The organism is Vibrio sp. 10N.222.48.A3 (genome assembly GCF_041475345.1).
GTDB lineage: Bacteria > Pseudomonadota > Gammaproteobacteria > Enterobacterales > Vibrionaceae > Vibrio > Vibrio tasmaniensis_A.
This window is the reverse complement of record NZ_JBFRVX010000414.1, coordinates 1-5905: the sequence shown is the minus strand read 5'-3', so window position 1 is coordinate 5905 and position 5905 is coordinate 1. Positions and strand designations below refer to the sequence as shown.

The window sequence follows — 5905 nt, the reverse complement described above, 5'->3', positions numbered from 1 at the left end:
GTTTAAGCGCTATACACCGAGTATGATTGCTAAACATGTAAGTCGACTTTTCAAAGGACGAATCTACATTTACGGCGTAGGTAAATTTGAGTTTGATAACGGTAAACTCGTACTACCAGACCGAGCAGAGAAGCGTCACTTCCAAACCGTAAAAGAAATAAATAGTGAAATCATGAAACTGCGCTGCGCGTACGCATGATCTGATAGTCTAAAGAATTAAAAACAAAAAGGGTTGGCATTATGCCAACCCTTTTTTCGTGTTCGTGATGTCGTTAATTGCTATCAACTTTAGCTACTGACCATCAACAGCAATCCATCTCACGCGACTATCGGTGTACTACGGGGCGCTTAGCTAAATCCGGAAGGTTGCCCGACAACCCCAGCGCTCGCTTCATTATCTCATCTTTCGCACCCGGTAATTGACCAGCAAGCTTCATACCGATACCACGAATTAGCTTCTTAGCCGGATTATCGCCTTCAAACAGATCTTTAAAGCCCTGCATTGAAGCAATCATTTTCGCCGCCTCAGCTTTTCTCCAGCGCTCATAGCCACGAAGGTTGCGCTTGGTACCAATATCCTCACCAGAAGCCCATAGCGTTAACAGCTCTTGCGCTAAGCTTGCTGCGTCTAATAGACCAAGGTTCACACCTTGCCCTGCTAATGGGTGAATAGTATGAGCAGCATCACCCACCAAAGCGACACGCTCTACAGCAAAGTCACGTGCATAACGCATGCGCAGTGGGAAGGCAAAACGGTCACCAACCACTTCGCATAATCCAAGCTTTGAGTCGAACTCTGCCGTTAGCTGCTTATTAAAATCAGCATCCGACATTGATACAAGCTTCTCGGCACGATTAGGCTCCGTAGACCAAACTATCGAGCTCATTTTGCTTGGCTGCATTGGCAGGAACGCCAACGGCCCTTGCGGTGTGAATATTTGACGAGCAACGCTATGGTGCGGCTCTGAGGTTTTGATGTTCGCGACAATCGCACTGTGGCCGTAATCCCAATGAGTTAATGGGATATCTTGTTGCTTGCGAACCCAAGAGTTTGCACCGTCAGCTCCAACAACTAACTTTGCTGTCAGCGCTTGGCCGTTGTCTAACGTTAGCCATGCTTCGCTCTCACCAATCGCCATCGTTTTACACGTTGCAGGCATGTATAGGCTGACATTATCTTGCTTCTTAACCTGATCAAGCAGCGCTAATTGGATTACGCGGTTTTCTACAATATGGCCTAGGTTAGGCTGTGCTAAGCGTGTTGAGTCAAACTCAATGCGAGCAAAGCTGTCTTGTTCCCACACTTCCATCGCTTGGTAGGGCGCAGCACGTCTTTGTTCGATACCTTGCCATGCGCCTAGATTGCGAAGAATCACTTCACTCGAGCGGCTCAATGCCGACACACGCACATCAGGCAATTCGCTAAGCCCTTCGCTAGGCGCTCTGCCTTCAATGACCGCAATTCTTAGATCGCTGTCTTTCAGTGCAGCCGCAAGCGCTAGGCCAACCATGCCACCGCCAACAATCGCGATATCAACACTTTGCATCATTATTTATTACCTTATCTTTCTACTAGGCCAAGCGTATGACGCAAAAGTGGACCTTTAAGTGGTGGAAGGTTATCAATTACGGCTAACCCAAGGTTTCGCCCAATACGAGCGGTCAAAAAATCGTTTGAGAACAGATGAACTAGGCTTGAAGTCAACGTAATCGTCGTGTCTCTGTCTTGTTCTCTACGCTTTCTAAAGTTAACAAGACCAGTGTAACGCCCAACATCATCCAGTTGGTTACATAACTCTTCAGCCAAAGAAGCCACATCACGAATGCCAAGATTAAAACCTTGCCCCGCAATAGGGTGAAGTGTTTGAGCAGCATTGCCAACAATGGCAAATCGATGAGAGATATTTTGCTGTCGGTGGCGAAGAATCAGTGGGTAGCTCGCACGCTTGCCGACTTTCTCTAGTCGGCCAAGTCGCCAACCGAAGTCATTCTGTAACTGCTCAAGAAATTCGTTGTCGTTTAAGGCCACCACTTTTTGTGCTTGTTCCGGTGACAAACACCAAACTAGCGATAAACGGTTGTCGCTCATCGGTAACAGAGCAACTGGCCCATGATGAGTAAAACGCTCAAAGGCTCGACCTTGATGGGGCTCACTAGCAACGATATTGGCAATCACAGCGACTTGTTCAAAGTCATGCTCACTCAATGAGATATTGAGTTGCTGACAACAGGTTGAGATTGCACCGTCAGCAGCAACCAATAACTTAGTCGTGACGGTTTGCCCACTTGTCAGCTCAATCGTCGTTAACGATTCATCACGTTCAACGGTTCTAACAGACTCAGGGCAAAGCATCGTAATTGCAGCTTCTGATTCTAATTTCTGCTGATAGATCCGCCCAACATCCGCTAACTCCACCACGTAGCCGAGCGCATCAACAGCAAGATCTTCACTGTAGATGTCTGTCATCCCAGCATGACCTCGATCTGATACATGGATATCTTTAATTGGGGTCGCTACCGGAGCGATAGATTGCCAAAGGCGCAAAGAATCAAGGATCTGCACCGTGCCATAAGACAGAGCGATCGAACGAGAATCAAAGCCTGGGTGAGCTTGATGATCAACCTGATAAGGCTCTACTACCGCAATCGATAGAGAACCTTGACTGAGGTGATTCAGAGCAAGGGCTAAGGTCGCCCCCGCCATTGCGCCACCAGCAATTACAACATCATACTGAGCCATTATAACCTCAAACCGACAAGCGGATTAATGAATGGTTGGAGCCGCATCTTCAGATGGGCGAGCACCGAATTCAGCATGAATCGTTAGTGCACACGCTTTTACGTGTTCAATAACGTGCTCTAGAAGCTGCGCTTGCTCTTCCATATCATCGTCTTCGTCAATGCCTAGCTTTGCCATCTCTTCAAGATCAGCTAATGCTTCTTTGGTACCGTCAGACGCTTTATTCAATTGAGCGCCAACCAAGCCTAAACCAGAAATAAAGTGGTTGATCCAATCTGACACACCATCAGCCAAATCAAACAAGCTTGCGCTTGCGTCTTCATCAGGCAGCAACATAGACAGTTCCATGCCTGAACCTGTGATTTCGCTGGTCGTCACCTTTAATGTAGCTTCCGCTAACGTTAATGCGCGATCTGGCCACCCCATGCCTTCATTGGTGTAATCAAAGATAAGTGGTTGCCAGCTTTTATCTGCTAGGTTTAAGCCTCCGCTCAACATACCCGTTAATAAACCATGCATCTCAGCAGGGTTTACGGCTAGGCTTGCCGATTGAAGTTCAGTCGCAACCGTTAGGTAGTCAGGTAAAGTAGTTTCGCTCATCAGATAGCTCGCTCAGTTATTCTTTATATCGATAGTATAATCGTACCACTTCACCCCAATTCTGGTAAGCGTCGATCCTGAGCAATTGAAGGACGACTGACTACCAATTGTTCAATTTGCTGAATTACTGTGTGCTCAAGCTCTCATTTACAAACAGTCACTCTGAAAAGCTTGAATCTTAATAGCGGTTTACCTATAGTTTCTCCCTCAGAGGAGATTGCTTCCTCATCGGTACTTGCACTTTTTCTTTCTCAAAAAATGATAAAGAGCAACAGCCTTAAATAGTGCGTTAAAGAGTTCATCCATCATGAGTAATCAAGCGGTAGACGTTGAAATATTAGGAAAACTGACTCGAGTGAATTGTCCCCCAGGGCAAGAAGAGTCATTGATTGCAGCGGCGGCCGATCTTGATAATCGATTGAAAGAGATGGCTGAACGTACTAAGGTAACCAATGAAGTGAAGCTGCTAACGATCGCAGCTCTGAACATTTGCTATGAATTACAAACCAAGAAGTTTGAAGCAAATGATGAACAAAACGCACTGACCGAGCGAATGGAACAGCTCACGACATCACTTTCAGATGTCCTCAGTAAAGTTAAGCACGGACAGCAATAGCGTACACAAAATTTACCCTGGAGTGTTTGTCAGAGGATTCACGTCCCCGAGCCGATAAGCAATCCCTAAGGGTTAGTACTTGAGTGCTATTGAGCATGCTCGGTCCGCCGAGAAGCCTACGGTAATCATTGCTGATCCGCCTTGAACTCGCTGGTTCAAGGGCCATCTATTCTCAACGGCACTTTGGGGTATCCCTTCTTATGAAGACGCTCACACGCAGCGAATTTCGCAAACAGATCCGTATCAAACGCAATGCCTTATCTGGCGACCAACAAACTCAATCCGGTATAGACTTAGTTAAGCAGTGCTCTCAGCTTGATGAGATTCAGTCAGCTCAACATATCGCCCTCTATATTTCCATTGATGGCGAACTCGATACCCAGCCTTTAATTGAATGGTTATGGGCGCAAGGCAAGCAAACTTATTTACCAGTATTACACCCCTTCTCTACCGGACATCTGCTGTTTCTACATTACTCTCCAACCACACCCACTGTTTTGAATAAGTACGGCATTGTCGAACCTCAGCTCAATCAAATGCTGGTTAAACCTTGTCAGCAACTCGATCTCATTCTGACTCCCCTTGTAGGCTTTGACTCTCAAGGGCATCGCTTAGGCATGGGCGGCGGATATTACGATCGCACCTTGGCTCGATGGTTCGAGACGGGTGAAGGCGCAACGCCAATTGGTTTGGCTCATGATTGCCAGCATGTCGATCGTTTACCAATTGAAGGTTGGGACATTCCGTTACCTAAAATCGTGACTCCGAGTAAAACTTGGCAATGGGAAAACAACCATTAAAGCGCTATAATCGCGCCGCAAACGTTAACCTCGATATCCAAACGTTACCCCAATATCTAAACGTTAACTTCATCATTACGCAAACGATCAATTCAAAGCGCAAGACCTTATTCAGGAGAATGGCATGACTCAAGATGAAATGAAAAAAGCAGCGGGCTGGGCAGCACTTCAATATGTTGAAGAAGGCAGCATTGTAGGTGTAGGTACTGGCTCAACAGTAAATCACTTCATCGACGCACTTGGCACAATGAAAGACAAAATCAAGGGTGCGGTTTCAAGCTCTGTAGCCTCTACTGAAAAACTAGAAGCGCTAGAAATCAAAGTATTCGAATGCAACGACGTATTCAAGCTAGACATCTATGTTGATGGCGCTGACGAGATTAACGGTTCTCGCGATATGATCAAAGGCGGCGGCGCTGCTTTGACTCGTGAAAAAATCGTAGCAGCTATCTCTGATAAGTTTATTTGTATCGTTGATGGTACCAAAGCAGTTGATGTGTTGGGTAAATTCCCACTGCCTGTTGAAGTTATCCCAATGGCGCGTTCATACGTAGCACGTGAACTCGTAAAACTTGGTGGTGACCCAGTTTACCGCGAAGGCTGCACAACCGATAACGGCAACGTGATCCTAGATGTGTACGGCATGGCGATCGAAAACCCAAAACAGCTAGAAGATATCATCAATGGTATCGCTGGCGTGGTAACGGTTGGTCTGTTCGCTCACCGTGGTGCTGATGTAGTTATCACTGGCACGCCTGAAGGTGCAAAAATCGAAGAATAAATAATAGAAGATTGAGTTTTTCTGTTACTTCATTACAGACGGTGCCCTAGGGCGCCGTTTTTTTTGCTTTAAATTACCATTAATCAACAGCTTACAGGAAAATTCTGCAGACTTTGAGCTAACCCCAAGTCGACGGCAGCCCAATACCTACCTGGCTTCGTTCTTCTATTCCCGGCAACGACACCCCCATAAATGCTTAAAAATCGTAAGCGCGCCATAAACCCCGCATTCTAATCTTTCAGCGCGAAGAATAAGATCAACTCTCCAACCCAAAGGAGAGTTGAAATGGCAAAACGACGCACCAACCTAGAATGGCAATCACTGTTTGAGCAATATGAAAGCAGCAGTGTTACCCAACGCGCTTTTTG

The 5905-nt window shown here is 46.4% G+C and carries 7 protein-coding genes, 1 other RNA gene and 1 pseudogene; 6 read left to right on the top strand and 3 right to left on the bottom strand.

What is annotated here, in order from left to right; all coding sequences use genetic code 11:
• Window positions 1–199, top strand: a 199-nt coding sequence (locus tag AB4653_RS12790) for a DUF1107 domain-containing protein (RefSeq protein ID WP_372104330.1), incomplete at its 5' end; no start/stop codon positions are given.
• 127 nt (window positions 200–326) lie between these two features.
• On the opposite strand, the gene AB4653_RS12785 is transcribed toward AB4653_RS12790, so the two are convergent.
• Genes AB4653_RS12785 through AB4653_RS12775 form a run of 3 tightly spaced genes read right to left on the bottom strand, consistent with a single transcriptional unit; the run spans window position 327 to window position 3340 of the window.
• Window positions 327–1550 (bottom strand): FAD-dependent 2-octaprenylphenol hydroxylase, encoded by a 1224-nt coding sequence (locus AB4653_RS12785; RefSeq protein ID WP_009847661.1) that lies wholly within the window; start codon window positions 1548–1550, stop codon window positions 327–329.
• Between the two features lie 11 nt (window positions 1551–1561).
• A complete protein-coding gene (gene ubiH / locus AB4653_RS12780) occupies window positions 1562–2740 on the bottom strand; it encodes a 2-octaprenyl-6-methoxyphenyl hydroxylase (protein ID WP_102258174.1) in 1179 nt (392 codons plus the stop codon).
• Window positions 2741–2764: 24 nt separating this feature from the next.
• Entirely contained in the window at window positions 2765–3340 is a 576-nt protein-coding gene (locus tag AB4653_RS12775) for a YecA family protein (RefSeq protein ID WP_004735367.1), read from the bottom strand.
• A gap of 307 nt (window positions 3341–3647) precedes the next feature.
• Here AB4653_RS12775 and zapA point away from each other — a divergent pair, with 307 nt between their 5' ends.
• The 5 genes and pseudogenes from zapA to AB4653_RS12750 form a co-directional block, all read left to right on the top strand.
• A complete protein-coding gene (gene zapA, locus AB4653_RS12770; protein ID WP_004735366.1) occupies window positions 3648–3956 on the top strand; it encodes a cell division protein ZapA in 309 nt (102 codons plus the stop codon).
• Window positions 3957–3967: 11 nt separating this feature from the next.
• A non-coding RNA gene (gene ssrS / locus AB4653_RS12765) (6S RNA) lies at window positions 3968–4150 on the top strand.
• A gap of 6 nt (window positions 4151–4156) precedes the next feature.
• Window positions 4157–4756, top strand: a complete 600-nt coding sequence (locus AB4653_RS12760) for a 5-formyltetrahydrofolate cyclo-ligase (RefSeq protein ID WP_009847663.1) — start codon at window positions 4157–4159, stop codon at window positions 4754–4756.
• 124 nt (window positions 4757–4880) lie between these two features.
• On the top strand, window positions 4881–5537 hold the full coding sequence (rpiA, locus tag AB4653_RS12755; RefSeq protein ID WP_009847664.1) for a ribose-5-phosphate isomerase RpiA: 657 nt from the start codon (window positions 4881–4883) through the stop codon (window positions 5535–5537).
• Between the two features lie 285 nt (window positions 5538–5822).
• Window positions 5823–5905 (top strand): annotated as a pseudogene (locus AB4653_RS12750) (IS66 family insertion sequence element accessory protein TnpB); the annotation flags it as partial.

Coding starts and splice junctions, on each gene's coding strand:
- AB4653_RS12785 (WP_009847661.1), bottom strand. CDS start 1,550: ATGATGCAAAGTGTTGATATCGCGATTGTTGGCGGTGGCATGGTTGGC.
- ubiH (WP_102258174.1), bottom strand. CDS start 2,740: ATGGCTCAGTATGATGTTGTAATTGCTGGTGGCGCAATGGCGGGGGCG.
- AB4653_RS12775 (WP_004735367.1), bottom strand. CDS start 3,340: ATGAGCGAAACTACTTTACCTGACTACCTAACGGTTGCGACTGAACTT.
- zapA (WP_004735366.1), top strand. CDS start 3,648: ATGAGTAATCAAGCGGTAGACGTTGAAATATTAGGAAAACTGACTCGA.
- AB4653_RS12760 (WP_009847663.1), top strand. CDS start 4,157: ATGAAGACGCTCACACGCAGCGAATTTCGCAAACAGATCCGTATCAAA.
- rpiA (WP_009847664.1), top strand. CDS start 4,881: ATGACTCAAGATGAAATGAAAAAAGCAGCGGGCTGGGCAGCACTTCAA.